The organism is Roseivirga thermotolerans, assembly GCF_014653175.1.
Taxonomy (GTDB): Bacteria; Bacteroidota; Bacteroidia; order Cytophagales; family Cyclobacteriaceae; genus Roseivirga; species Roseivirga thermotolerans.
Window position 1 is genome coordinate 368,042 of the sequence record NZ_BNAG01000004.1, and the last position, 25,511, is coordinate 393,552.

At 43.8% G+C, this 25,511-nt stretch carries 22 protein-coding genes; 12 read left to right on the forward strand and 10 right to left on the reverse strand.

The genetic code is table 11. The features are described from left to right. The first annotated feature begins 70 nt into the window (after positions 1-70). Both IE164_RS15355 and IE164_RS15360 read left to right on the forward strand, forming a co-directional pair. Positions 71-625 carry an RNA polymerase sigma factor gene (locus tag IE164_RS15355; protein WP_189631134.1) on the forward strand — a complete coding sequence of 185 codons (555 nt, stop codon included), beginning with the start codon at positions 71-73 and terminating at the stop codon, positions 623-625. After that, positions 625-1,938, forward strand: coding sequence for a hypothetical protein (locus IE164_RS15360; RefSeq protein WP_189631135.1), 1,314 nt, complete (start codon positions 625-627; stop codon positions 1,936-1,938). The genes IE164_RS15355 and IE164_RS15360 overlap by 1 nt, the downstream gene beginning before the upstream one ends. Here IE164_RS15360 and IE164_RS15365 read toward each other — a convergent pair. Then, complete coding sequence (locus tag IE164_RS15365; RefSeq protein ID WP_189631136.1) at positions 1,935-3,854, reverse strand: ABC-F family ATP-binding cassette domain-containing protein; 1,920 nt, start codon at positions 3,852-3,854, stop codon at positions 1,935-1,937. The genes IE164_RS15360 and IE164_RS15365 overlap by 4 nt on opposite strands. 141 nt (positions 3,855-3,995) lie before the next feature. Between IE164_RS15365 and IE164_RS15370 the strand changes: the two genes are divergently transcribed. From IE164_RS15370 to IE164_RS15380, 3 genes are all read left to right on the forward strand, one after another. Then, complete coding sequence (locus IE164_RS15370; RefSeq protein ID WP_189631137.1) at positions 3,996-5,162, forward strand: PQQ-dependent sugar dehydrogenase; 1,167 nt, start codon at positions 3,996-3,998, stop codon at positions 5,160-5,162. Positions 5,163-5,242: 80 nt separating this feature from the next. Next, the gene (locus IE164_RS15375) at positions 5,243-6,214 is read left to right on the forward strand and encodes an ABC transporter ATP-binding protein (RefSeq protein ID WP_189631138.1); all 972 of its coding nucleotides are present in this window, start codon (positions 5,243-5,245) and stop codon (positions 6,212-6,214) included. 123 nt (positions 6,215-6,337) lie between these two features. After that, positions 6,338-8,401 (forward strand): OmpA family protein, encoded by a 2,064-nt coding sequence (locus tag IE164_RS15380; protein ID WP_189631139.1) that lies wholly within the window; start codon positions 6,338-6,340, stop codon positions 8,399-8,401. A 75-nt stretch (positions 8,402-8,476) separates the two neighbouring features. Here the strand turns inward: IE164_RS15380 and IE164_RS15385 are convergent, their stop codons facing one another. The 9 genes from IE164_RS15385 to IE164_RS15425 all read right to left on the reverse strand — a co-directional run bounded on the left by IE164_RS15385 (position 8,477) and on the right by IE164_RS15425 (position 16,378). Continuing rightward, entirely contained in the window at positions 8,477-8,980 is a 504-nt protein-coding gene (locus IE164_RS15385; protein WP_189631140.1) for a hypothetical protein, read from the reverse strand. Between the two features lie 35 nt (positions 8,981-9,015). Continuing rightward, entirely contained in the window at positions 9,016-10,056 is a 1,041-nt protein-coding gene (locus tag IE164_RS15390) for a helix-turn-helix domain-containing protein (RefSeq protein WP_189631141.1), read from the reverse strand. Between the two features lie 132 nt (positions 10,057-10,188). Then, a complete protein-coding gene (locus IE164_RS15395) occupies positions 10,189-11,061 on the reverse strand; it encodes a dimethylarginine dimethylaminohydrolase family protein (protein WP_189631142.1) in 873 nt (290 codons plus the stop codon). 61 nt (positions 11,062-11,122) lie between these two features. After that, a complete protein-coding gene (locus IE164_RS15400) occupies positions 11,123-12,364 on the reverse strand; it encodes a TCR/Tet family MFS transporter (protein ID WP_189631143.1) in 1,242 nt (413 codons plus the stop codon). Positions 12,365-12,419: 55 nt separating this feature from the next. After that, positions 12,420-12,848 carry a DUF5946 family protein gene (locus tag IE164_RS15405; protein WP_189631144.1) on the reverse strand — a complete coding sequence of 143 codons (429 nt, stop codon included), beginning with the start codon at positions 12,846-12,848 and terminating at the stop codon, positions 12,420-12,422. Position 12,849: 1 nt separating this feature from the next. Beyond that, positions 12,850-13,629: a tRNA pseudouridine synthase A gene (locus tag IE164_RS15410; protein WP_189631145.1), complete on the reverse strand. Its 780-nt coding sequence runs from the start codon at positions 13,627-13,629 to the stop codon at positions 12,850-12,852. 129 nt (positions 13,630-13,758) lie between these two features. After that, positions 13,759-14,493 carry a 3-keto-disaccharide hydrolase gene (locus IE164_RS15415; RefSeq protein ID WP_189631146.1) on the reverse strand — a complete coding sequence of 245 codons (735 nt, stop codon included), beginning with the start codon at positions 14,491-14,493 and terminating at the stop codon, positions 13,759-13,761. A 100-nt stretch (positions 14,494-14,593) separates the two neighbouring features. Continuing rightward, positions 14,594-14,944, reverse strand: coding sequence for a DUF6970 domain-containing protein (locus IE164_RS15420; protein ID WP_189631147.1), 351 nt, complete (start codon positions 14,942-14,944; stop codon positions 14,594-14,596). A 72-nt stretch (positions 14,945-15,016) separates the two neighbouring features. Beyond that, the gene (locus IE164_RS15425) at positions 15,017-16,378 is read right to left on the reverse strand and encodes an MATE family efflux transporter (protein WP_189631148.1); all 1,362 of its coding nucleotides are present in this window, start codon (positions 16,376-16,378) and stop codon (positions 15,017-15,019) included. A 228-nt stretch (positions 16,379-16,606) separates the two neighbouring features. Between IE164_RS15425 and IE164_RS15430 the strand changes: the two genes are divergently transcribed. The 7 genes from IE164_RS15430 to IE164_RS15460 all read left to right on the forward strand — a co-directional run bounded on the left by IE164_RS15430 (position 16,607) and on the right by IE164_RS15460 (position 25,434). After that, positions 16,607-18,328, forward strand: coding sequence for a GMC family oxidoreductase (locus IE164_RS15430; RefSeq protein WP_189631149.1), 1,722 nt, complete (start codon positions 16,607-16,609; stop codon positions 18,326-18,328). A 3-nt stretch (positions 18,329-18,331) separates the two neighbouring features. Then, a complete protein-coding gene (locus IE164_RS15435; protein WP_189631150.1) occupies positions 18,332-19,036 on the forward strand; it encodes a gluconate 2-dehydrogenase subunit 3 family protein in 705 nt (234 codons plus the stop codon). A gap of 220 nt (positions 19,037-19,256) precedes the next feature. Next, positions 19,257-20,660, forward strand: a complete 1,404-nt coding sequence (locus IE164_RS15440; RefSeq protein ID WP_189631151.1) for an ATP-binding protein — start codon at positions 19,257-19,259, stop codon at positions 20,658-20,660. A 5-nt stretch (positions 20,661-20,665) separates the two neighbouring features. Beyond that, on the forward strand, positions 20,666-22,330 hold the full coding sequence (locus IE164_RS15445; RefSeq protein WP_189631152.1) for an FAD-dependent oxidoreductase: 1,665 nt from the start codon (positions 20,666-20,668) through the stop codon (positions 22,328-22,330). A 111-nt stretch (positions 22,331-22,441) separates the two neighbouring features. Further along, positions 22,442-22,804 (forward strand): hypothetical protein, encoded by a 363-nt coding sequence (locus IE164_RS15450; protein ID WP_189631153.1) that lies wholly within the window; start codon positions 22,442-22,444, stop codon positions 22,802-22,804. Positions 22,805-23,556: 752 nt separating this feature from the next. Further along, positions 23,557-24,252 (forward strand): hypothetical protein, encoded by a 696-nt coding sequence (locus IE164_RS15455; RefSeq protein WP_189631154.1) that lies wholly within the window; start codon positions 23,557-23,559, stop codon positions 24,250-24,252. A gap of 9 nt (positions 24,253-24,261) precedes the next feature. Then, a complete protein-coding gene (locus IE164_RS15460) occupies positions 24,262-25,434 on the forward strand; it encodes a hypothetical protein (protein ID WP_189631155.1) in 1,173 nt (390 codons plus the stop codon). The last annotated feature ends 77 nt before the right edge of the window (positions 25,435-25,511 follow it).

Below are 25,511 nucleotides of genomic sequence, written 5' to 3' on the forward strand. Positions count from 1 at the left end.
TATTGCTCTTACAACCAATTTTAATACCACAGTGTCTAAAGGCGAGAAGAGGGGATCTTCTTGAAGGTTAATGATTCAGGATATAGAATTAATCAATAGGTGCATTAAAGGAGAAGTTAAGGCGCAACGCGAACTTTACGATCGCTACGCGGCCAGACTTATGCCTGTTGCTATGCGTTATGCCAAATCGCAGGCTGATGCTGAAGATATTCTTCAAGATGCCTTTATAAAGATCTTCAATAGTCTTGAATCGTTTAGGCACGAAGCACAGTTTTCTACCTGGCTAAGGCGCATAGTGGTGAACACCGCCATTAACCACAACCGCAAGAAGCTGTATCAACAGCCAATGCTCGATATAGACAAAACCCCGCTTCATGTAGAGAAAGAACTGGTGATTTCGCATTTACACTTTACTGAAATAATGGCCATGATGCAGAAGTTACCGGTAGGTTGTAGAACAGTATTCAACCTTTTTGCCATTGAAGGCTATGGGCACAAAGAGATAGCCGAAATGATGGAAATAACCGAAGGCACTTCCAAATCGCAGTATGCCAGAGCAAGAGCTCTGCTGAAAGTGATGATAGAAGAGGCCAATACAGTGATAAACTCAAATGTGTCGATGTAATGGGCAGTTTTGAAAACGATCTGAAGGATATGTTTGATGGGGTTGAATTTCAACCCTCAGAACAGGTGTGGGCCGGGGTAGAAAAGGCGCTTCAGCAAAAGAAAAAGAGAGGTATATTCTTCATGTGGCAGACCTATGGGGTTGCCGCAGCTATAGCCTTGTTTGCTATTGCCGGTTTTATCTACAACCAGGGAGAGAGTCCCGTGGTCAATGCTGAAACACCCAAGGAGCTGAGCCAAAAAGAAGATATATCTGCCAAGAACGAACCACAGAAAAATGATTTAAATAGTGGAGCAGGTACCGGTCTCGCAGCTGATTTAAAAACCAGCTTGCCCAAGGCGCAAGACACAGAAAATAGCGACAGTAGAGCAGAAGTAGCAGCTCGCAACAGAGAAAGGCTGGTTGCTGATTACTCCAATTTAACGGAAGTAGAAAGTGTACCTAAGGAAGAGCAGTTCTTTTTACCAGAAGTATTAATGGCTACTCCAAAGGCATACAGAGCTAGTTTGGCAACCACCAGAGCTTTGTGGATGAAAGATCTGGGTGTAAGCACCCGGCCGCTTTCTGAGCTTATTGCCGGTGTAGAAATAGAGCCGGAAAATTATGCAAGACAGCAGATACTCTCGGGCCATGTGGGTAGCAATAGTTTAAATATTGAGTCGGAAAGTAGTCACCTGGCTGCTTTTAATATTGAAGATGCCAATGTTGCATCCCTTCGTTCCGATGTAATCAATAGCTCAGAGCGGGCTATAGGTGCCATAAGTGCAGGATTCGGCCTGTCTTATGATCTCAGTGAAAAGCTTGCCTTGGGTGCTCTGGTTAGGTATAGTCAGTTTAAAGTGAGTAGTACTTCCAATGCCTATTCCATAGAAAACGGGAAGTCTTTGCCCATTTACCTGCCATTGGGTTACGACCCGGATAATGTAAACTTCACCGGTAACTACAACCTTACCAATACACTGCAGGGTATTTCTGTATTGCCAACGTTAAGCTACAAAGTGGTTCAGTGGAATGGCTTCGATGTTTCTTTGCTCGCAGGGGTAGGAGTGGACTACTTCTTCGACTATAAAGTGAAAGGTGACCTGAATTTTCTTTCGGTTCGTAAGGCAGACCTGAGCCGGGCCGATTTCATTAGTGAATGGAACCTGAGTGGCATGGCAGGACTTGGTTTAAATTATCGCATAAACGAGCAGTTTGGCGTGGGAGCCGATGTTCACTATCGATACTTTGTACCTGTAAGCCCACAAGACCGGCAAGCTTCGGTGTTTGGTTTTGGCCTTGGAATCAATTATTACCTCAACCGAAAACCCTAATCGGCTTCCTGAGCCTCTATTTCAAGGTAAAGCGATTCCCATTCTTGCTGCACTTTCTGCAGCGATGTTTTCAGCGCTTGGTGCTTATCCGTTTTTTCGGCTAGTACTTCCTGGTTTTCGAATACTTCCGGAAGAGCCATTTCTCCTTCAATGGCTTCTACCTGTTGTTCTAGTTGTTCTATTTGAGCTTCTTTGTCTGCCAGGTTTTGCTTTAGCTTCTTCAGTTGTTGTTCGTCTTCGTTGTTCCTTACCTTTTTATTTGAGGTTTTAGGCTTTTCTGTTTTGGCCGATGATTGAGTGGTTGGTGTGCTTTCGGCTTTAACTCTTTGAGACATCCAGTATTCGTACTCCTCGTAGGTGCCCGGATAAACCTTTATTTGCTCATCTTCTATATACCAGATTTTATTGGCTATCTGAGAAATAAAGTGGCGGTCGTGCGATACAATAACAAACGTACCTTCATATTGCTGTAAGGCTTGAATGAGAATGTTAACCGATAGGAAATCTAGGTGGTTGGTCGGTTCATCCATCATCAGAAAGTTGGCTTCAGAAAGCAGAGTTTTGGCCAGAGCCACCCGCGACTTTTCTCCACCAGAAAGTACTTTTATCTTTTTAAATACTTCTTCGTTCTGGAAAAGAAAACAACCTAGTATGCCTCTCAATTCTCTTTCAGACTTATTCGATCCGGCTTGTTGCAGCTCCTGTATGATCTCATTTTCAATGTTCAGAGATTCCAACTGGTGTTGAGCATAAAAGGCAGTGTTTACATTATAGCCCTCTTGTCTTTGACCTTCAATTTTTTCTGTGCCGGCAATAATTCTCAGCAGGGTAGACTTTCCCTTACCATTGGCACCTATGAGCGCAATTTTATCTCCACGCTCTACCTGAGCTGTGGTGTTTTTGAGTATTTGCAAATCGCCATAACTCTTAGATATGTTGTTTAGCTCAACAATAAAGCGTCCCGATTTTTGCTTAAAGCCAAACTGAAAGTTCATGGTAATGTTTTCATCTACCACGTCTTCGATCAGGTCCATTCGTTCCAGTGCCTTTACCCGCGATTGTACCTGGCGGGCCTTTGAAGATTTGGCCCTAAAGCGCTCAATGAATCGTTCGGTTTGCCTTATTTGTGCTTGCTGATTTTCGTAGGCGTTTTTCTGTATCTCCTCGCGCTGCGCTTTTTCTTCCAGATAGAAGGAATAATTGCCGCTATACTGAGTGAGTTTAAAGCCGGAAACCTCTACGATAGAGGTCACCACATTGTCAAGAAAATACCTGTCGTGTGATACCACAATAATGGCTCCCTCATAGGTTCGGAGGTAGTTCTCAATCCACTGAATAGAGGGTAAGTCCAGGTGGTTGGTTGGTTCATCGAGCATTAGCAGCGATGGCTTTTGAAGCAGTAACTTTGCCAACATTACCCGCATGCGCCAGCCACCGGAAAATTCGCGCAAAGGTCTTTTTAAGTCTTCGGTTTTAAATCCAATGCCTTCTAAAATGGCCTCAGCTTCCGATTGCATAGAGTACCCTCCAAGAGCTTCAAACTGCTCCTGAGCTTTAGCAAGCTTTTCCACCAGCTGGTCTTCATAGTTCACCTCCATTTGATGAAGCAACTGGTCTATTCTACGCTGGAGTTTGTTTGCTTCCTCAAATGCCTCCATAGCAATACTCAGAATACTGTCGTCACTCTGGTACGACAACAGATCCTGATTGAGGAAACCAATGGTGCACTCTTTGCTCTTGGTAATTTCTCCGGCTGTGGGCTGGTAGTCGCCAATGATTAAGCGCAGTAAAGTAGATTTTCCCTTGCCATTCAACCCAATCAGGCCAATTCTGTCATTTGGTTTAATGTGTAGGTTGGCCGAATCGTATAAAGGACGGTCTCCTATGTAATAAGAAAGGTTGTTAATGGCAATCATGGCGCAAAATTAGCTTTCAGTAGAAGAAAACAAACAGCAGGGTAATAAAATACTCAAAGACCTGCCACGGCTCACTCAATATTTAAGCAACTCATAAAAACAATGATTTATGTATGAACACAGTTTTGTAAATTGTGAACCATGAAACGTACCTTTATTAACCCTAGTTCAAGTGCTTTGGCCACGTTTTGCTTATTGCTGCTACTAAGTTGCAATGGCCAGGCTCAAACGAAGACTGACAATGAATATGCCGAAAGGCTGAAGCGAATTAACCTGCCCGAAGGTTTTGAGATATCTTATTATGCCAAAAATATAGTAGACGCCCGCTCGTTGGCGCGCACCGAAGATGGACGAACCGTCTTTGTGAGCAACCGGAGAAGGAAGAATGTATATGCCCTGACCGATACCAATGGTGACATGGTGCCAGACAAGATAGATACCATAGTGACGGGCTGGAACTCGCCCAATGGAGTGGCATACAAAGACGGTGATTTATATGTGGCGGAAATTAACCGAATACATCGATTCCCTGATATTATAAACAACCTTGATCAGCCTAAGTCGGAGGTGATTTATGATGAATACCCTACCGATGGTCACCATGGCTGGAAATTCATTGCCTTTGGCCCTGATGGCAAGTTGTATGTGCCTGTAGGGGCTCCTTGCAATGTTTGCGACAAAGAAGATGAAAACCCTGTATATGCGACTATTACCCGGATGAACCCTGATGGTTCCGGTATGGAAATTTATGCCAGGGGAGTAAGAAACACCGTGGGTTTTACCTGGCATCCACAAACCGGAGAAATGTGGTTTACCGATAATGGTAGGGATATGCTCGGTGACGATATACCGGCCTGCGAACTAAACCATGCTCCGCAAGAAGGCATTCATTTTGGCTTTCCTTTTTGGCATCAGGGCGATATTCCCGATCCGGAGTTTGGTAAGAAGTTTCCGCGTAGTCAGTTCAAAGAACCGGCCTATAAGTTTGAACCTCATAGTGCTCCGCTTGGGCTCCGGTTTTATCAAGGAAATATGTTCCCTTCCCAATACAAGAACAATCTGATTGTCGCCCAGCACGGTTCGTGGAACAGGTCTCAGGAAGCCGGCCATATCGGATATCAATTGCGATTTGTACAAATCGAAAACGACAAAGTGGTAAAGAGCGAAATCTTTGCTGATGGCTGGCTTGACAAAGAAAAGAACCAGGGATGGGGCAAGCCGGTAGATGTGCTGGAAATGCCCGATGGCTCACTTTTGGTTTCAGACGACATTAATCATTGCATCTATAGAATCACCTACAAGCAATAGACCGGTTAAAGTAAAAGAATTGGAAAGGCCGTCTCAAAAGAATAATTAGTTTTGGGTCGGCCTTTTCTATTGCCCTTAAAATGCTCAAAATAACGCATCTTCATAAAAAATACCCTGGCGAAAGTTTAGGTGCTGTGGTAGATGTTTCGTTTGAAATGAGCGGACAAGAAGTGCTGGCTATTGTTGGTAGAAGTGGGTCCGGGAAAAGCACTTTGCTGCGTATGATTGCAGGGCTCGCTAAGCCCGATTCGGGCACTATCGCATTTCGTGGCGAACCGCTCAAAGATCCTGAAGAACAGTTGATTGCCGGCCACGATAAAATTAAAATGGTTTTTCAGGATTTTCAGGTAAAGCCCAATATGACTGTTGCCGAAAATGTGCGCTACAAGCTGTTACATTTTACCGGGCAGTTTCAGCAAGAGCGAACTAATGAGTTGCTCGAAATGTGTGGGCTGGTGAGCCTGGCTTCTAAAATGCCTCATGAACTGAGTGGCGGACAACAACAAAGGCTCTCTTTGGCCAGGGCATTGGCCGATGATCCTGAACTGCTGGTAATGGATGAGCCTTTCAGCAATTTGGACCCCATCATTAAACAAGATCTCCTTTTGGAACTGACGGACATTGTGCGCAAAGAAGGTATAGGTCTTATATTGGTGAGTCATGATGTTCAGGATGCTTTGCTAATAGCCGATAGAATAGCCTATCTGGAAGACGGTAAGCTCTTACAAATGGACTCTCCTAAAGTTATTTATCGTCATCCTGCTACCTTAGCCATAGCACAGTTTTTTGGGAGGGTAAATAATGTTTCTGCCCTTATGAATAAGAAAAATACCTTTGTTCGGGCGGAAGATGTACATGTACATGTTGAAGGAGCTTCTCAGGCTTTGTCTATAACGGCAATGGTACAAAGCTGTCGTTTTTTGGGGTCAAGGTATTTGGTTACAGCTCAGAGTGGCGACACCAATCTATCACTGTATCATAGTCATACGTTAAAAACAGGCCAAAAAATAGCACTCCGTATAGACCAATCATGTGTACTACATTTTTCTTGATTTAAACGATATATGAAAGATTTTTAATATCTTGGCCTTATGTTCAGCAATGAACATCCTCGACTACCATCAACGTTGCGACTGACCTGTCGTTATTTTTGTATTCAACTATCAGACCTTAATATGAAACGATCATTATTGACCTTAATGATTTTCAGCCTTATCGGAATAGCGAGTCTTCAGGCACAAAACCTGAACAAAGTGTATGGAGCTATGGCTGAAGAAGACTGGGAGGTGGCTCTACAAGAGTTAGAACCCATATTAGCCAAGAAAAAGAAAAATTATGAAGCCATGTGGCTGGCTGGTATTTGTCATACCAAGCGCTATCGCATGGACAAGGCCTTTGAGCTCTTTAAAGAAGCCTTGCCATTGGCAGAAGAGCTCCCTTACTTTTGGATTCCTTATGCCGAGGCCTATCTGGTAGCCGAGCGAGTAGACGATGCAGAAAGAACTCTGCGCAGACTGAATGTAAATTCGTTGGAAGATGCTGATCAGGCTGACTGGTATGCACTTTTTAATAAAATTCAGAATGCCAGAAAGTATTTGTCCAACCCAAAAGACATTATCATTAAAAACCTGGGGCCTAATGTAAACACAGAGGGCAACGAATACTCTCAGGTGGTTACGGCCAATCAAATGGGAATTTACTTTACGGCCAGAAGAGACGGACTCGGTAAAATTGCCGATGATGGTGAAAACTACGAGATGGTGATGACTGCTGAAATGGACGACTTGGACAAGTGGAAGAAAGACCGCCCCTTAGATGGCTTCTCGGCCAGAGATGCCAATGAAGCACCGGTGCAGCTGACAAATGGCGACAGTACTTTGCTTACCTTTCTGGATGAAGACCTTTACATTTCGTACCGACAGGCCGATGGTACCTGGGGTAAGCGGCAGCCATTGCCCATCAACACCAATAAGTGGGACTCTCATGCCTTTCTGTATAACAACGGAAACTCAATGATTTATGCCTCGAGCTTTGGCAATGACGATGAAAACTCTGACCTATATATTGTGCATAAGAATGCCGATGGCTCATGGACCAAGCCTTATTTTATAGAAGAACTTAATACGCCTGAGCGTGAAGACGCTCCCTTTGTGGCCGAAGATGGAACCCTTTACTTTTCTTCCCAAGGACACGACTCCATGGGAGGGTATGATATTTTTTCCACTCGTTTAGATAGCGCCACGGGTAAGTTTTCTGAGCCCCAAAACATGGGAGCCCCAATTAACCTACCTAACGATGACACCTTCTTTACACTTTATGGTAAGAACGCATATCTGTCGTCCAGTCGCCCGGATGGCTACGGACAAGTAGATATTTACCGAATCATCATGTTCAACAAGTCACAACTTCAGGGCAAACTGCTAGACTGTGATAACGAAACGCCTGTAGCCTATGCGGAAATAAAGGTAACGACTGAAGATGGTGACGAGCTAACCACTACCACTGACGAATACGGAGTGTATAAAATGGTAATGCCTATTGAGCGAGACTTTACGCTTAGCGTTTCTAAAGACGATGAGGTACTCTACGAAAAGGAGCATGCTATTCGCGTGTTGTTTAGAGACGAATTTGATGTAGAGCAAGACTTTTATATTGGATGCGACAGGGTAGAGAAAGAGATTTATGTAAAAATGATCAACAGCTTTGACCTGGATCCAACCAACGTTCCTGTACCTCCGGTTTCTACAGAAGGAGTTCAGCCTGTGGTAGAAGAAGAGGAAGAGCCGATAGTTGAAGTGATAGCCGAAGACCCCGTTGTGCCAGACCCACCGGTAGTAGAAGAAAAAACCGAAGCATTGCCTCCGGCTGTTACGCCTGAGAACATTGAGCTACCAATGGTTTACTTCGACTTCGATAAACATAACATCAAGTCGGAATTCTTTAAACGACTGGATGAGGCGGCTGAGCTATTGGTACGAAGAAGAGACCTTAGAATAATGGTAGCCGGTCATACGGATGCCTATGGTACCAACCCATATAACGTAGCTCTTGGCCGAAGAAGGTACACAGAAGTATACAATTACCTTATCAATAAAGGAGTGAACCCGGAGCAGCTAGAGACCAAAACCTTTAGTGAAGATATTCCTGTGGCCTCTAACCGTACAGTACAGGGTAGGGCATTTAACAGAAGGGTAGAACTTTACTTTATTGATGAAGATGGAAATAGAGTAGACTACTAGTCTTTGCTTATATTGATTCATGGAGAGGCTGTCTGAAACGCTCGAATAGGCGCGAAAGACAGCCTCTCTTTTTATTTACTTAATACGCTTATAGAATATCCGCCAGTTGAGCGTCCAGGTTTTGCCTCCATCGGTGGTTCTTTCCCAGTCCCAGGTAAAGGAATCTTCAGTGAAATTGTAAAAGACCATCCTTGATTGCGTGGTTTGGCCATTAATGGTTTGGGAGGCGGTGCTGAAAATTTTGCGATCACCTTCCACAGAGCCTGTGAAAATCAGATTACCACCCTGATTGTCCATCCACGTCTGATGCCAGGTGGAAGTATTGGGGTTAAACACAGAAATGCTGGTACCCTGAAAGCCTGCCAATTGGCCTTTGGTGGCCGAAAAATTTTCGTGCAACACTTTGCCTCCGGATATTCTGTTGATCACGTTGGTGCCACTACCGGCCTGACCGTTGGCATCGGTCCAACGAAGTTCCCAGGTGCCTTCCCAAAAATCGAATGTAGAAGCATCTATATTTTGGGCTTCAGCCACAAAAGCAGACACAGCCAGGCTGAGAATGATGATGAGTTTTTTCATGCTTTTTTAAACCCATTATAGGGCCTTTGAGGGTTTTATTCGGCAAATCCGATCATATTTTCCCTGTTTTGTGCCTTGCCTATTCTTTCGCGATAAAGAGATGGAGATATACCCTCATGTTTTTTAAAGGCATTGAGAAAGCTGGTTTTATTATTGAAGCCGCTTTCCAGGGCAATGGCCAGAAGCTTTTCATTTCGGTTTTGTAAATAGCAATCCTTAATCAGTTGCTTGGCCTTGGCTATCCGCCAGGTATTAACATAGTCGTTGAAGTTTTGTTGCTTCATGGTGTTCACTGCTTCTGAGAGGTGGTGGGCACTTAAGTTTAAAGATTCGGCCAGGTCGGAGAGCTTCAGGTGGCCATCTAAGTAAGGAGAGTTGTTTTGCATGTGTTCATCAAGTCTTTTTATGAGCTGCTCGCGCATGGTAACTGAGAGTCCCGAGTGTTCATACTTTTCAATAGTTTGACGCTGTTCAGGAGGAAGTTGAATAAACTGATACCCTATGTAATAGACGCAAATGGCCATGCTGAGTGAAACGGCATAGTCATAGGCCGGTACAAGCCGGCCCGTCCATACCAATAGGTAATAGATAGAAAAGCTAATAGAGTATATCAGGAACAAGTAACCATAAACGCTGTTCTTCGGTTTGTTAGTGTGCAGTATTGCAATGCTGTAGCTCAGGTTCTGAAGAAGTTGCAAAGCAATAAGTGCCAATCCCATTATGGGCCATAATGATGAGCCAGCAAAGACCAAAAACAACAGACAGGCGAGAATAAAAGGTAAAAAGTGAAGCCATTGAGTTTTTTGTTTGAACTGACTTTGGGCCGATAAGTGCATCCATAACAACGGTCCTAACAATAAGGTCAGGTACTGAAGAAGCCCCATCCATGTAGGTAGTTTCGGGGTAACTTTCAACCAAAACAGCAAGTAGTAGCCTAACAAGAGAGTGAAGCAAAGTACAAAGGCTCCTAACCAATGGTAACTATTGGACTTACGGCTTTTTACAACCAGTGCCAGTCCGAGCACGGTTCCCTGGCACAGGGTAGCACTAAATAATACCAACCAAAGAGTGGGCATAGCATACATAACCTTAATTTATGACATGGCAGTTGGAGCTAATGTCAGAAAGCTCATGGCATTGAGTCCGACCTTTGGCCAAGTTACCTGTTCAAGCCAATGTTTAAGGTAATTATAAATGAGCAATTATGCTCAGACCCTCACCAGAGGAAGGGTGGAGCAGCGTAGCAAACCGCTCAACTTTGAGGTTTCAAAGTATTTCACTTTATGGCATGTGATACCCCGGGCTTCGAGTTCAGAGATGAGCCTTGTAAAACCTTTCTCTATTAACACATCGTTTGGTCCAATGGAGAAAATATTAGGGAACATGAGGTTCTTCTCTTCCTGGTCGATGCGGATAAGGTTATCTGTGCCAAACAGGTCGTAGATTATTTCGGGTTTGTGTACAAAGCCCTCTTCATAAAAAATGGCATACTTTTCACCCACTGGCTGAAAAGCACAGTCCAGGTGCAGAATATTTACTTTGGGGTCGTCACTCACAACAAGCTCCAGTGCATGAAAGGTTTTGTTAGGAAACTGATCTTTCAGATAGTCAAATCCTTTTCTGTTTGTGCGCTTACTAATGCCAACAAAGACATGGTTTCCGTGAACCAGAACATCGCCCCCTTCTATAGTGGCACCATCCGGTATCCGTACTATTTTTTCGGGATTGAACTGGCTCATAATACGTTCAATGCCTTTAATTTCTCCCTGCCTAAGTGGTTCTTTCATATTGGCGATCACAAATCTGTCGTCAATCACAAAACCAATATCCCGGGTGAAAATTTGTTTCTTCTCTTTTAGATTGTCTGGCTGAAGCACCTCCACACCGGCTTTTTCCAGAGCCAGTTTTGCCTCATTTATTTCCTCCTCAATATCTTCCGGTTTGGGGTAAGTGCCTTGTTGCTTATGCATTTTGGCTACCGGATTAATCTCATAAGGCTCTCCCTGGTCGGTGCCAATGCCCAAAATAACGGTTTTTAGTTGGGCTGTTTCGCTGGTGATATTGAGTGGTATGTAATTCAATGTTGTCCTTTTTTGCTGCTAATTTACTCAAGTAGCCTCCTCAGACCAACCTTTAGGCCATTTAAACTGATTCGGCCGATGGCTTGTCAGTCTTTGGTTCTTTGGCTTGCTTAAGTACGCGAGAAGCTAATAGCCAGCAAATCAGAGCGAACAATGCACCCAGAGCAAAGGCCGCTCCGGGAAAGTAATAATCTGGTTTAGTAAAATAATAGAAGGTTTCGCCCATCATGGAAGGCCCAAAGATGGCTGCAAGACTCATCAGACTGGTGATTCCTCCCTGTAGTTCTCCCTGTTCGTTACGGGGTACTTGATTAGACATAAAGGCCTGAATGGTTGGCCCGGCCAAACCTCCCAATACGTAGACAATCAGAAAGCCATAGAGCATGGTAGTGGTTGTAGTGATAGCAAAGAGGGCCAATCCGGCACATGTAAAAAATAAACCCAGGTGCACGGTTTTCTTGTATCCCAATTTTAGAGTTAAGTTGCCTATGAGGCCAGCCTGAACAATGGCGACTAATACGCCCACCACACTCAGTGAAAAGCCTATGTCGCTGCTTTCCCAATCAAACATTTCAGCTCCAAAATAAGACCAGGTGGATTGTACGGAGTGTGAGGCTATGTATAAGAAAAACAGAGCAAGAGCAAAACCAAAAACGATGCGGTTCTTTTTTAGCTGCCTGAGCGACCCCAAAGGGTTAGCCCGTTTCCAGTTAAAGGCTCTTCTTTCTTCTTTTGGCAGCGATTCGGGGAGTATAAAGAGGCCATAGAGAAAATTAATGAGTGTAAGACCGGCTGCCACAAAGAAGGGAGTACGTAGTCCATAGCTGCCGAGATAGCCGCCTATGGCCGGGCCAATAATAAAACCCAAAGCAAAAGCAGCTCCCAGTAATCCGTAATTTCGAGCTCGCTTTTCGGGTGGGCTGATATCGGCCATATAGGCATAAGCGGTAGTAAAACTTGCTCCACAAATGCCAGCTATAAATCGCCCCACAAAGAACAACAATATGGTAGGAGCCATGGCCAGGAACAAGTAGTCTATTCCAAGGCCGAATAAGGCAATTAGCAATACCGGTCTCCGGCCATACTTATCACTCAAACTGCCGAGAATGGGAGCACAAATGAATTGCATTAAGGCATATACAGTTACCAGCCGAGTACCCACCCTTGAAGCTTCACCATATGTCAGGTTGCCCAGTTCTTTAAACAAATCAGGGAAAATAGGGATAACCAACCCCAAGCCGATGATATCGATGAGAACAACTGCAAAAATGAATCCGAGAGCGGGTGTACGTTGTCTGGTCATAAAAAACGAAAGGGTGAATTTACAGCTTTGAATTCAATTAATGAGAAGGTGGGCTTTAGGAAGGAGAAAGTACTTTTCTAGTTACCAACCATTCCGTTATGGCTGCATGGTTTTGCCGGTGATTTTTCCAGATGGTTTCACACCACTTTCTAATGGCGGCATCTCTTTCTTTTCCTTCTTTTACCTTTAAAATTTCGCCCACAGAAAAGTTCACTTTCGATTTTGGCAGTAATAACTGCGGCCAATTGCTTTTGTCTTTGCTTAAAAATACGTGGACATTCTGCACTTCTTTACCAGTAAACCCATGCTCCAGATACAGGCACAAACCCAATAAACCGTAAACCAATTTTATGGTTTTGGTTGATTCATTGGCGTGTTGAACGGCAAAAGCATCTACTATATGCTGATGGATAAAATATGCCTGGTTGGAGTGCGCCAGGGTGTAAAACGAGAGTTCATGAAAAAGATCTTCTTCGTTGGGCATATCAGGCAAACTTAATATTGTTAAGAATAAGGCCTGAAGAGGGAGCTACCAGACTGAGGTGTTGATCAAAGCCCGGTTGCAAGGTTTTTCGATGAGCTTCCAGGTCTGTTTCGTGCGTACCCAAGCGTATCAGTTGCCCCATCATGTAGCGAATTTGATTGCGCATAAAGCCCTTGCCACATACTCTGAAGGCATAGGAAGGGGATGGAAAGAAGTTGGCGGTGAGAAAAGTGTTGTCTACTATTTCAGCGCTGTCAATAGTGCGTACAGTTTTAGTTTCACTTTTTGGCTTTTTAGTGTAGGCTTTAAACTCATGTTCTCCTTCATACATTTTAGCACCCTCAGCCATCAATTCCAGATCCAGTGCATCGGGGAAGGTATAGAGAAAAGGAGAGGAGAAGGGGTGTGCTTTTTGTCCGAAGGCAAACAGGTAGATATATTCCTTTTGCTTGGGGGTTTTAATGATGTTAAAGTGCCTGTCTGTTTCTTCTATAGCCAGCACTTTAATATCGGGTGGTAAGTGTTTGTTAAACAGCTCAAGAAAGGCAGATTCATCTTCGATAGGCTCGGTTAGAAATAATTCGAAGATTCCGTGGTTGGAAGAAACCATAGCATCGGTTCGGCTGGCTCCCAATGTTTTAAACCATCTGTTTTCCATAATGAACGTAAGGGTACGGTCTATCATGTAATGTATGGTTTTAACGTTGGGCTGTTTGGCCCATCCATGGAAGCGGTATCCGAGGTACTGAATATGCACCAGATAAAAGTAACTGGCTTTCATTGCTGTATAATTAACAAGGGTTCGGCAAAAGTACTGCTCTTTATAAAACCCCTAAAGAGTTTTTGGTAAAATGGGCAAGAGTGCCCCAGTACTTTAACCGAACCCCGGCCAATAAGCCAAATAAGGAGGCTATTTTAAAGGACGTACCCGTATGTTGCGATAGTGTACCTCATCGCCATGGTTCTGAAGGCTGAATGCTCCTTCTTTAAAAGCTGCATATGTAGCAGAATTAGCCCATTTTCCGGCCGCTTTTCTGGCTAGCCAGTCTTCCGATCCTTCTTCAAATTCCAGTACTTTTTCATCGTTGAGCCAATGCTCTACATGACCATTATTGTACACTATTTTCACCTTGTTCCATTCCATGTGAGGGTTGGGCTTTTTGGTTTCGGCAGGGGCATGCATGGCATAGTTCGATGCTACCATTTTATAGGGCTCAGTTTCTGAGCGCGAAAACTCATCGTCTAAAACCTGATACTCCGGTCCGGTTATAAAGTCGAAAGGTAAAGTATCGGCCTCAATCACATGATAGAAAATACCACTGTTGCCGCCTTTGGCAATTCTATATTCTAATTCGAATTCAAAGTTGCCCCAGGTAGAGGTGGTTACCAGCGATTCGCTGCTAAAGCCCACATTATTTTCTCCTGCACCGGCATTGCAAACAATGGCACCGTCTACAATAGACCAGGCGGTTGCCATCGTGTCTTTGCCATAGGTTTTCCAACCGTCAAAATTTTCACCATTGAAAAGAGTAACCCACTCTGTTTCTTTTTCTGAGCTGGTGTTGGTTGTTTCTTCTGCTTGTTTGCCCCCGCAAGCCATTGTAGCCAGGGCAATCATAGAAAAACAAATAGTTTTAAAGTTCATAGTCTAAAGGTTTATGCCAAGTTAGCGAAACCTCCAATAACTACGCAAAGCCTTGTGGGCAGAATCGTCAAACGATTGCATAGAGAGAAGACGAGAATAATTAGGGCCTGGAGTCTCTCCAAACCACCCCCAGAAATTCTGCTTTCTCATTAAAATCAGGGCAAGTGTTTACACCGGCAAAGCCACCGCTTTCGCAAACCACCTGACAATCTTCATTATAGAAGGTGTACAGCCAGTCGGCATAGCCCGACCCCGGATTGAAAACATAGACCCGCTGACCGTTGTATAAATAGGCTTCTACTGATGCCCTCTCGGGGCTTCTTACATTGCTGTTGAGTGCCACAGTTTTGATTTGATCCTGAATGCAGGAAGGAAGATCTACCGGAATGCCCTTATTGTCGCAGCTCAAGGCTAACAAGAGCAAAAATGTACTTGTAATTAATTTTTTCATCTGTTTGACCTTATTTGAGAGTTTAGACACAAAGGGGAGTCAAACAGTTGTATTGGTCGTTTTTACCCGCGCCTAATCAACAAGTTTCTTCTTTTTCCATCGGCCCATTTTAAACCACGCTACTGTAAGTATACAGGGAATAACATAACTTACCGGAAAAGACCACCACACCCCAAACTCCTGAAAACTCTCCATTTCTGAAGTAATCCATGCAAATGGAAACTGAATAATCCATATCCCAATAATGGCCAGAATCATAGATTCTACCGTGTTGCCCGAACCACGCAAAGTGCCCACTAAGGCCAGTTGGGCACCCATAAAGCCAAAGGCCAACGAGGTTATTTTTAAGAAATCTACCCCCATGCCAACCACCTCATCGGTAGAGTCGAGAAAAGCTCTTACCAGGGGTTCGGCCGAAAAGTAAAAGACTATGCCAATGATAGTGAGGGCACCAAAACCAATCCATGCGGCATAAGTGGCTCCCTTTTCAGCCCTGCCAACCTGTCTGGCACCCATGTTTTGGCCAACAAATGTAGAGGAGGCGTGGAGCAGGCCCAGACCAAATATGACCACAAAACTTATGAGCCGTGAACCAACTCCGTAGGCGGCCAGTACTTCAGTTCCAAACTTAGCGGCTATGCCTGTCATAATGGTAAGCCCCAGAGCTCGTGCCGAAATTTCTACAGAAGAAGGAGCTCCCAACCTGAAGGCCTTCTTTAACAGGGGCAAGTCGAACTGAAAATTCTTTAAGGAAAGCTGAAAATCAGTTTTACCCTTGAACAGAATATACACTCCGGTAAAGGCTGAGAGGCTTACCGTAACCAGTGTACTGACAGCTGCTCCGGTTACACCAAAGGCCGGAACAGGCCCCCAGCCATAGATAAATAGCGGATCTAAAATAAAATTAATGGCAAGGGTGGCTGCGTTGATGTAGAGTGGTATTCTTACTTCGCCAATGCCCCGCATAAGTGATTGGAACATAATGAAACCGAAGTTGAAGACCAGTCCAATAAAAATGGTTCGTTGAAAGATGTTGGCGTCTTCGAAAATTACTTCTTCTACTCCGAGCCAATGAAGAATAGAAGGAGACAGAAAGTAAGCCACCGTGGATAGAACAAGGCTGATGATTACCACCATGGTGAGCGTTTGAGTAGCCACATGGTTGACCATGCCAAAATTTTTGGCCCCGGCATACTGAGCGACCAGAATGGTTCCGGCAAAGGCGAATCCTGAACTCAGTGAAATGAGCAGGAAATTTACCGGAAAACTAACAGAAACGGCAGCTACAGCGTTGGCTCCCAGTTTACCCACCCAGAAAGCATCGACCAATTGATAGCCTGTTTGTAGCAGGTTTGCACCAATAATTGGGAGGGCAAGGGCAATGAGTCCTTTTAATATGGAACCTTCAGTAAGATCTAACCGGCCTCTTTTCATGAACGGACAAAACTATGTTAAACAGTGCAGATGGGAGAAAATAGTTTCAGTTTTTTCTAATTCTTCCATGAGAGGTTGCCACCGTTAGTATTCAATGAGTGCCTGCTCTTATGGTTTGTTCAGTTCATACTTTTTTATGGCCAATCTCCATTAAGCCAACTTCGTTTTAAAGTTGAATTCTTTATCTTGAAGGCTTGCTTTAAACTATTCATCAACTAACAACGCGCTATGCAAATAATAGAATCAGCAAAAACCTACGATGTGGCCATTGTAGGTTCCGGTGCTGGAGGCGGAATGGCCACCAAAATCCTGTCAGAAGCAGGTTTTGATGTGGCAGTGCTGGAAGCCGGACCCCATTTTGACCCTGCCAAAGATGAGGATCGTACTCAACTGCGATGGCCCTGGGAGTCTCCCAGAAGAGGGGCCAGTTCAGACAGAAGATCGTTTGGCGATTTTGATGCGGCCTATGGTGGCTGGAACATCGAGGGAGAACCTTTCACCAACGGTCAGGGAACCGATTTTAGGTGGTTTAGATCCAGAATGTTGGGAGGAAGAACCAACCACTGGGGTCGGATTTCACTACGTTTTGGTCCACTGGACTTTAAGCGAAAAAGCATTGATGGTCTCGGTGATAATTGGCCCATTGGCTATGACGATGTAAAGCCTTATTACGATAAGGTAGATAAGCTGATTGGTGTATTTGGTTCCAGAGAGAATCTGCACAATGAGCCCGATGGCTTCTTCTTGCCACCACCCAAGCCCAGGCTGCACGAACTTTATTATGTAAAAGGAGCCAGAAAGGCCGGTATTCCCGTAATACCTTCAAGACTTTCCATTCTTACCAAACGAATAAATAATCAGAGAGGTAGCTGTTTCTATTGTGGGCAATGCAACCGGGCATGTTCGGCCTATGCCGATTTTTCTTCAGGTACCTGCCTTATTTTTCCGGCCCAGCGGAATGGCGGAAAGGTAGAGATACTTACCAATGCCATGGTAAGAGAGGTAACAACCAACAAAGAAGGTAAAGCCACAGGGGTAAACTACATCAACAAGCTCGATCGCAAAGAGTACCACCTGAAAGCCCGGGTAGTAGTAATGGCTGCTTCGGCTTGTTCTACGGCACGCATTTTACTCAACTCAAAAAGCAGTATTCACCAAAACGGACTTGGCAATAGTAGCGGGCTTGTAGGACACTACCTACACGACTCTACCGGAGCCAGCCGATCGGCTTTTATTCCTCAACTCATGGATCGCAAGATTTACAATGAAGACGGAGTGGGAGGGATGCACGTATATACGCCCTGGTGGCTCAACGATAAAAAACTAGACTTCCCAAGAGGCTATCATATAGAGGTATGGGGAGGCATGGGTATGCCCGGCTACGGTTTTGGCTTTAACCCCAACGACCTGAATAAGATTACTGGAGGTACTATTGGAGGCTATGGCGACTCACTTCGAGACGATGTGAAGCGCTACTATGGCGCAGTACTTGGTGTTTCCGGAAGAGGTGAAAGTGTGCCGCAACGCGATAACTATTGTGAAATTGACAACAATGTGGTAGATGAATGGGGAATACCCGTACTCAAGTTCCACTATAAATGGACAGAGCACGAAGTGAAACAGGCCAAGCATATGCAAGATACATTTGAGCAAGTACTTGAAGCAGCGGGCGGAATACTTTTGGGTTCAAAACCCGGAGCCGACCGACAGTATGGACTCACCAAGCCCGGTGAAATTATTCACGAAGTAGGTACCACCCGAATGGGTGATGATAAGAGGGAGTCGGTAACTAACAAATACAACCAATTGCACGATTGTGAGAATGTATTTGTGATGGATGCCGGGCCGTTTGTATCGCAAGCCGATAAAAACCCAACCTGGACCATTTTGGCCCTGGCCTGGAGGGCTTCCGACTATCTGGTAGAACAAGTAAAACAAAGAAACATTTAAACCATGGACAGACGAGATTCATTAAAATCATTATTGGTGGGTTCTGTGGCCGGAGGCCTGTTGGTAACCGGTTGCGCTCCTGGAGAAAAACCTGAAGAGACGGCTAAAACCCCTGAATTGCCTGGTTATGGTAGAAATGAGAAAGAAAAGGAACACGACCGTAAGGTATTGGCCGAAGTATTTCTCAATGAACACGAGTTGGAAACAGTTGCGGTACTTTGCGATATTATTCTCCCTGCCAATGCCAACTTTGGCTCGGCCAGCGATGCCGGAGTGGTAGAGTTTATAGAGTTTATAGTGAAAGATATGCCGCACCACCAACTACCTATCCGTGGTGGCATTGCCTGGCTCGATTCTTATTCCAATAAGCTCTATAATGCAGAGTTTAAAAAGCTCACTGAAGAACAGCAAAAAAGCATTTGTGACCAAATTGCTTACCCGGGCAAAACGGCCCCCGAGCTATTGCCTGGCGAAAGATTCTTTACGCGAATGAGAAACCTTACGCTAACAGGTTACTTTACCTCTGAGATGGGGATTAAAGACCTGGGCTACAAAGGCAATACACCCGGAGTATGGGATGGCGTTCCGGCCGATGTCTTGGCCGAACACGATGTAGATTATGAACCGGAATGGTTGGCCAAATGCGTAGACCAAAGCAAGAGAACTGCCATAGCCGAATGGGACGATGAGGGTAATCTCATTACCTAAGCGGCTGAACTGGTAGGCTTGTACTACGAATAAAGAGCTGTTTCAATACTCAGTAACTTCTTTACCTGTAAGGATTATGCATTCTAAGCATGGCCTTCAATAAGTATGCTGATGGTTGGAGCAGCTTTTTTATTCCCAATGTACTGTCTGCTTTAATGATACTCTTTACTTACCTTCAGGTTCGAAAGAACTAATTCCCAGACTTCTCAGTTTTTAGTCCATGAAAGATCAAGAGCTAGTCGACAGACTCTGCGCATTCAACATACTCTCCGATATTCCCCGCCAACAAATTGAGTGGATTGTAGAGCGGGGTAAGCTCACCGCCTTTAAGGCCGGAGATCAGATTTTTAAACGTGGCGATTCAGTAGACCGGCTGTTTATTATGGTCGATGGAGCGGTTTCGCTTAAAATGGCGGTAAATGGCCAATACAGAGAGATGGCCAGAATTTCAACCGGAGAAATTTCTGGTGCATTGCCTTACAGCAGAGTGCAATCAGCTACAGGCAATGCCTTTGCTCTGGTCGATTCAAAAGTGTTTTACCTTTCTAAAACCTTCTTCAAAGACCTCATTTGCGAGTGCCACGAGCTCACTGAGCTATTGGTGCATTTAATGACAGACAGGGTTAGGGACTTTTCAAGGTTTCAACACCAGAGCGAAAAGCTAATGGCTCTAGGCAAACTTTCGGCTGGTCTGGCTCATGAGCTTAACAATCCGGCAGCAGCCATTGTGCGTTCGGCCGAATCGCTGCAAAAGCATTTGGGCACTGTGCCCGATAAGCTTAAACGGGTTATCTCTATGGAGGTGACCAATCGCCAAATAGACTTTGTCAATGAATTAGTTTTTGGAAAGCTCGCCCGGGGAATCGATAAAGCTGAGCCAATGCTTTCGCGCGCTAAACGCGAAGATGACTTGACCGACTGGTTGGAGGCTAATGGTTATGGCGACTGCTATATGCTCGCAGAAACATTAGCCGATTATGGTTTTTTGGATCAGGATCTGGACCGGGTGAAAGAAGAAATCGGAGAAAAGGAGTTTCCGTCTGTTTTGGTATGGATAGACAATGTGCTTACTACCGAAAAGATGGTAGGAGAAATAAAAGACGCCTCCAACAGAATTTCCACTTTGGTCAACTCCGTGAAAAACTACTCACACATGGATCGGTCGTCCGATTTTGAGCCTACCGATGTACACGAAGGCCTGCGTGTAACGCTCACTATTCTAAACCATAAGATCAAGAAGAACCGGGTGGAAGTAATAGAACACTGGGCCGAAGAGTTGCCTAAACTAGCGGCCTCACCGGGAGAGCTCAATCAGGTTTGGACCAACGTAATAGACAATGCGCTAGACGCTATGGAAGAAAATGGCGGTACGCTTAGGCTTTCGACAGAAGTAGTAGGCGAATTTATAGTCGTTAAAATCTCAGATACCGGAAAAGGTATTCCTAAAGAAATTCAAGACCGAATTTTTGAACCATTCTTTACTACCAAAGACGTAGGTAAAGGAACAGGGCTGGGGCTTGAAACTGTGCAACAAATTATGGACAAGCACAATGGTCGAATAAAACTTGAATCTAAGCCTGGCCTCACTACTTTTGAATTTTGTATACCCATTCATCATCAATAGGTCAAATGCCCAAACAACCCATTATTTTTACAATAGACGATGACGAACAAGTACTGGCAGCTATTCGAAGAGACATACGAAAGCAATACCGGGCCGACTATAGAATACTCAGTACTACCTCTGCTAAAGAAGCTTTAGAGGCCTTGCGCGAACTCAAGCAAAAGGGAGAAGACGTAGCTTTATTTCTTTCTGATCAGCGGATGCCCGAAATGAGTGGAGTAGATTTTTTAGAGCAAGCCAAAAAGCTCTATCCATCGGCCAAAAGAGTGCTGCTAACAGCCTACTCCGATATTGAGGCAGCTATAAAGGCCATTAATGATGTTCAGCTCGATTACTACCTAAACAAGCCCTGGGATCCTCCGGAAGAAAAACTATACCCGACTCTGAACGATTTGCTCGATGAGTGGCAGATAAACCATATTCCGGTGTTTAAAGGAATACGTGTGGTGGGTTATCAGTATTCGCCCAAATCGCATGCGGTAAAAGACTTTCTGGGCGGAAACCTTATTCCCTTTCAGTGGCTTGATGTGCTTAATGAGCCGGAAGCGAAGGAGTTAATGGAGCTGGCGTCTATAAGCGACCAACAACTACCTGCCGTGTTTTTTGAAGACGGTAGTTGCCTCGTCAACCCCTCTGCTGTAGAACTAGGTGAAAAAATAGGGCTTAGGTCTAAGGCTGCAGAAAAAATGTACGATGTAACCATTGTAGGTGCAGGTCCGGCTGGTATGGCCGCAGCGGTATATGGTGGTTCAGAAGGATTAAAAACCCTGCTTATTGAAAAGCATGCCCCTGGCGGACAGGCAGGTACCAGTTCCCGAATAGAAAATTACCTTGGTTTTCCGAAAGGGCTTTCCGGTGCCGACTTAACACAGCGAGCTATTACGCAGGCCAGGCGCTTTGGGATTGAATTTCTTTCACCACAAAGTGTGGTGGGGGTAGAAACGCAAGATCAATACAAGAAAGTGATTCTGGAGAATGGAGAGCAGATTCATACCAAAGCCGTGATTATTACAACGGGCGTTCAATACCGAAAGCTTAATGCAACGGGCATAGACAACTACACCGGAGCCGGTATTTATTATGGAGCCGCAACCACCGAAGCACACGCCTGCCGCAACAAGGATGTGTATATAGTGGGCGGGGGCAACTCGGCCGGGCAGGCCGCCATGTATCTCTCCAATTTTGCCAGCCACGTGTATATTGTCATTCGCAAGCCCGATCTTTCCAGCAGCATGAGTCAATACCTTATCGATCAGATAGGGCAAACAGAAAATATCAGTCTTTTGCCGAGATCGGTGGTAGAGGCAGCTCATGGAAAGACGTACTTGGAGTGTGTCACTCTCAAAAACCTGGAAACACAAGTTACCCGGCAAAAGCCGGCCGGTGCATTGCTCATTTTTATTGGTGCCAGACCTTATACCAGTTGGACGGGGGAACACATATTTAAAAACGAAAGAGGGTTTATTCTTACAGGACGCGATGCCCAAAAGGAAGATGAGTTCAAAAAAGTATGGAAGAAAAAGCGAGAACCCTTTTTGCTGGAAACTAGTACTCCCGGAGTTTTTGCCGCTGGCGATGTGAGGGCAGGAGCCATGAACCGCGTGGCTTCCGCAGTGGGAGAAGGGGCAATGGCCATCAAGTTTGTGCATGAGTATTTAGCAGAAATATGATCAAGCCATAAGGTGAATTCGAGAAGGCAGCCTAAGGTTCTGTGAGTTTTATTCACTGAGGGGGGTAACCTAAAACAGTTTTAAGAGACTGTTTTTTTGTGTGGCATTTGAATGGAGACACTGTACAATATATTAGGACTGGCAGTCATTGACTTTGGACTGATTTGGTTATGGAAATACCAAATGGACCCTGACCCAAGTGTGTCTATCGGAATTATTCTTTTAGTTCCGTTTGTTTTCGTGCTGAATCTGATAATTACAGGAGTTCTATTCTTTGCTAAAGAGAAAGAGTTTTCGAGAATATTCCTTATCAACTCAGTTATTGTTTCAAATATGATCTTTTATCTTTTTGGAAAAGGAATTGATAGACACCAAAACAAACGTTTGGAACAGTGGATATTTCAAAAAGCTGATACACCTTTTTCACAGATTAGATGGAAAGAGACAAACGAATTTAGTATAACTATAGCTTAAACCCTGGCTCGTCTTGGGGGTAGACGGAATCTACAAGAAGGAAAACGGCAAGTGGATTTTAAAAACTGAGTCATTAACAATGACTATTGACGAAAATAGACAACTTAATAGGTTTCAGAAACCCAACTGACACAATTGAAATAAATGAAAAGATAAAAACTCTACAACAACACATATAGCTTATGGCGGGGGGACGGCTGTCAGCAAGTTTTCGCTTCGTAGTTAGCTTTGGTTTCTGCGAGAAGCAAAGTGCTTCGAAACCGCCACAAGACATACACAAACCGTTATGTTTATGGTTCTTTCTTTTTATAAAGAGCGTGTTGAAGGCTATTATTATACCTTCATGTGACCTTGAAGATATCCTGGCTTTCTCGGGATCTTTACCAAGTATAATTCAAATCCTTTTACATTTTTTTAGCTCGGACCGCCAACTGGTATTTATAAACCTCCCTGCTCTTATAATTATTAAGATTTATTTTAATTATCAGACTTAAGATAGATTGTCGTCTATCCTGATTTGACGGCTTGGTAATACTGTGTAATTGTTCCAAATATGGAATTATATTACCGATTGTGTAATTCGAAAAATTACAATTATTGATCAACAACAATATCATTGATGTGAAATAGCTGTTTGATGTATTTGAAGATTTTAAGGGATTTATAGGGCTGTTGTGTCAGTTATTATATGTATTGGATAATTATTTGATACTTACTTAATTTCTCAAAATTTCAAACTACATAAGCACATCATGAAACAAATTTTCTTCGGGTTCTTATACATCTTGTATATTCCAAACGTATTTTGTCAGACTGCGAGTGATATTGTTAATGCCTCTAGTGCAAAGCTAGGGTATTCTTCATTAGTAGATATAGGCGTAATTCAATACAGGATATTACAAAGTAATAACTTAACGATTGACCAGGAAATTGTCTTCACCGCTTCATCTAATGGCGATTTAAGAGCCGATGTACAACTTGAAGATGGTCAGGTATCATTTATTAAAAATAGTAAAGGTTATTTTCAGGTAATAAGCGGTCAAACAATGCCGCTAACCTCTGAACAGACTATCCAAAATCTCGAACGCTTTAACTTTCTGGATAATTTCTATACTCTCTGGGGTTTTTCAGATAATGTCAAATTGGGTAAATCGAATGGCTTTATTGTAATTCAAAGCAAAGACAGGTCAAAAAAACTAAGCGTTAAAATTGATGAGAATACCTTGCTTCCAATGGTAATTGAAGAAGATGTCTCAGGTTATGGGAAGAGGTTTCAAAGGACTATCGAGTTTAGGGAATACAAGGAGTTTGCAGGTCTTTGGATAGCTACTGAACAGACTTTAACCACGAGAGGCAAGGATAATGATACGGATCTCTCAGAGGTGATTAGGATTAGAGACTTGGTTGTGGCCAACCATATTAAGCCTTCTTTTTTCTATGTCAATTAAGCCTCGCAAATGCATATCTCAAAAACACTCATACTTTATACAGTTGCTGTACTCTGGTCTTTTGGGCTAAATGCTCAAGAACAGGAGACATTTGAGGCTTTAGAGTCATTGATGCAGAAGATAGAGAAGGCCGATGAGTCTCTTCAAGTGCTACATTCCAAGAAGGGCTCATATAAGGTTGATGTTTCAGATTCGGCTGACTCTTCCCAAAGCATATGGGCATATAATCAATTGTTAGATCAAATAAGTTCTCTGCAAAAGGAAATAGAGTTTGCTATGGGCTATGAGCAGGTGATTATACTCAATAAAAGGTTTGAAGAGCTTAGTAAAACAATTACAATATTTAGATCTGATAGCCCATCTCAGTTCGGTAGCCCACTTTTTCAGTCCAGACTTAACCAGCAACTTGAAGAGTTGATTGATTTAGTTCAAATGTCGTCCGACACTTTTCATGAAGTTTTGAATGGTTCGGATTTTCTCAAAAACCTCAAAGGTGAATATTTAAAGAATAAGAGCATCGAAAAAAACTTTTTTAATAGAGTAGGGCTTGATGTTAATGAAATTCAATCCATAGAGCTTTTAGAGGGCCGCTTCTTGCATAGATATGGTGGTACGCCCGAAGATTTTTCATCAGCTTTTGTAGAGCAATTATCGCAGGAAATTGCAGCCTTCGAATCAGAAAAAAAAGCCCTAATTCTTCAAAGTGTTCGTAAAAATGAGACCGTGGTTTCTCACAACAGGAAATCACTCGTTGGTGGGAGTTTTTCTATTCTTCCTAGTAAACCCATTAAGATATCTCTATCGGCAGATTATATCAAACCTGTTTCCTACAGATGGGCTCTAGGTTTTGGAATTCTGGCTGATAATGAATTGAAAGCTAAGAAACTAAGCCAACTCACTTTAACCAACAGGTCGTGGGGAGGCAGGGGGATTCTTAACTACCATATAAGTCCCAGGTATTTTTTGGAGGGTTCTTATGAAATGAGCCGATACAAAGTAAGTATTGTATCCAATGGTAGTGAGCCTTTATCTGCTGAATGGAAAGATGAGACTAAGATAGGCCTTGGCAGGTTTCAACGAATAGGAAATAACAAGGTCTTACGACTTGTACTATTATACACGCCTTCTACGCAACGAGGCACCAACAGGCTAGAATTTAGAACCGGTATCTATATTAATTAAACGTATTGTACACACAGTTATGAAAAAACAGTTTTCCCAAAGAGTGTTAGCGATCCTTTTCGCTTCAAATCTGACTC